The following is a 2,626-nucleotide window of genomic DNA, read 5'->3' on the forward strand; positions in this document are numbered from 1 at the left end:
TCGAACAGGCGACGGAAAAGCGTGAGCTTGGCGCGGCCCGCCTCCGGCCAGTCGATCTGCGGCAGGGCCTCGAGCACCGAGAGCGCGGCGGCGAGGTCGCCATCCGATGCGCGTGCAATGGTTGCGGTGTCGAGAGCCGCCGCCGGATCGGCATAGAGCGGATTGAGGAAAGCGCGGCTCGACGGCGCATAGGGGCTGTAGCGGTCGGGCGCAGCGGAGAAGAGCGCATGCACGGGATTGATCGCGAAGGCGGAAGCGCCCCGTGCGGCGACGGCACGCGCGGCTTGCGCGAGCGCGCCGCCATCGCCGATGCCGCCATCGCCCTTGCGGCGCAGACTATAGACCGGCGCCTGCACGCCCCAGAGGCGCGGCTGCCCGTCGATACCGGTATGAATATCGGCAATCGTGAAGCAGCGTGCCGGCGCGACGGCGAGCGTGACGTCCTCCGAACCGATCTGGAGCCTGTGATAGCCGATATCGCCGACCGCGGGCAGATGGAAGCCGTCGGCGTCGCGCTGGACGGCGCCATCGACGAAGACGCCGTCTTCGAGGACGATCCGGTAATGCGCGATCTCGCCGAAGCGCGCGAGCGGCGGCAACCGGATGGGTTCGCCCGCCGTGACGATCAGAAGCGGCGGCAGGGGCGCGTCGGAGGCGATGCCGCGCAGCGCGACGCGGCTCGACGCGATCTGCGAGGCCGTGGTCGCCGGAAGGCCGAAGGCGGTGAGGATCGTTCGCAGCACGTCGAGCGAAACCTCGTGCGGCTGGCCGGCGGCGTCGACCCATGACGGCGCGATGCCGGCGAAGTGCGCGAGCTCGCGCAGGCTGTCGTCGCTCATGGGCGATCCTCCAGAAAGGCGACGAGAGAGGCGACGGGGAGGCTTCCGTTCCGCAGGCTTTCCGCGTCGCCCTTATGCGACTCGAAAAGGAGGCGGCCTACCCGGTCGCCCGATAGCTCGACGGGCTCGCCGCCGAGGTTGAGATAGAGCGAGAGCCGCGCACCATCGCCGAGACGCCAGCGCGCGGCGACGGCGGCGGCACCGATGGCGTCGGCGCCTTCCGATCGCGTCCCGTCGAGTCGCGGCGCGATCTCCTTGTGGCGAAGGGCGAGGAGATCGCGCGTCAGCGCCAGCCGCGCCGCGCCTTCCGGCCTTTGCACCTCGCTGAAATCGGGACGCGAGGAGGCGAAGGTCTCCGGATCGTTGGGATCGGGAATGAGGGCGCGCCGCGCTGGATCCTTGAAGGCCTTGAAGGCGGCGAATTCGCGCTGCCTGCCTTCACGCACGGCTTGCGCGAGTTCGTGATCGTGATCGGTGAAATAGAGGAAGGGTGTTCGCGCGCCCCATTCCTCGCCCATGAAGAGCATCGGAATTTGCGGGCTGAGCAGGATGAGCGCCAGCGCGGCCTCGAGCGGTTGGGGCTCGGCCAGCGTCGTCAGCCTCTCGCCGAAGGCGCGATTGCCGATCTGGTCGTGGTTCTGGAGGAAATGCACGAAGCGCGTCGGCGGCAGATGCCCGCTCTGCTGGCCGCGCGTTTCGCCGCCGCGATGCGGCGACGGTTCGCCCTGATAGACGAAGCCGGAAGAGAGCGCGCGCGCGAGCTTGGCCACCGGCGCTTCTGCATAATCCTCGTAATAGCCTTCGGTTTCGCCGGTGAGCAGGACGTGGAGCACATGATGCACGTCGTCGTTCCACTGGGCATCGAAATGGCGTTCGAGATAGCGCGCCTGATTGGCGTCGTTTTCGAGCACGAGATGGATATGGCGGTCGGGGTCGACCGCTGCGCGCACGCGCTCGGACAGTTCCGTCAGGATGTCCTGATCGGCAATCGCGTGGACCGCGTCGAAGCGCAGGCCGTCGAAGCGGAATTCCGTCAGCCAGTAGATGGCGTTCTCGACGAAGAAATCGCGGACCTCCGTCTGGCGGAAATCGATGGCGGCGCCCCATGGCGTCGAGACGTCTTCGCGGAAGAAGGGCGAGGCATAGGCGTGAAGATAATTTCCGACGGGGCCGAAGTGGTTGTAGACGACGTCGAGGAACATCATCAGGCCGCGCTCATGGGCGGCATCGACGAGCGCTTTGAGATCGTCGGGCGAACCATAGGCGCCGTCGGGCGCGTAGGGCAGAACGCCGTCATAGCCCCAGTTCCGCGCACCCGGAAAATCCGCGATGGGCATCAGCTCGACGGCGGTGACGCCGAGCGCAGCCAGATGATCGAGCTTGTCGATGACGCCGCGAAAGCCGCCGAGCAACCCGGCATGGCATTCATAGAGCACGGTTTCGCGCCACGGCCGCCCGCGCCAGTCCGGGACGCGCCATTGATAGCTGTCGGGATCGGCGAGACGGCTCGCGCCGGTCGGCACATCGCCATCAAGAGCGTGGGCCGCAGGGTCCGGCACGGCGAGATCGTCGGGGCCGAGGCGGAAGCGATAGGCCGTGTCCGGGGCGATGGCGGCTTCGGCTTCGAACCAGCCTCCGTCGCGCCTCGTCATCGGCAGGTCGGCCCGGCCTTCGATGGCGACGCTCACGGCATCGCGGCTCGGCGCCCAGAGACGGAAGCGCGCGATATCGCCGGCGCGCTCCGCGCCGAAGGACCATTTATATGGTTCGCGCGCGCTCATGCCGCA

General features: G+C 68.0%; 2 protein-coding genes. Both read right to left on the reverse strand.

What is annotated here, in order from left to right:
• On the reverse strand, positions 1-839 hold an 839-nt coding region (locus VMR03_RS00005; protein ID WP_325401004.1), incomplete at its 3' end, for a 4-alpha-glucanotransferase.
• Positions 836-2,626 (reverse strand): malto-oligosyltrehalose trehalohydrolase (gene treZ, locus VMR03_RS00010; RefSeq protein ID WP_325401006.1); only part of this gene is annotated, 1,791 nt, incomplete at its 5' end. The genes VMR03_RS00005 and treZ, both read right to left, overlap by 4 nt.

The sequence above is a fragment of the Parvibaculum sp. genome (assembly GCF_035511255.1).
GTDB lineage: Bacteria > Pseudomonadota > Alphaproteobacteria > Parvibaculales > Parvibaculaceae > Parvibaculum.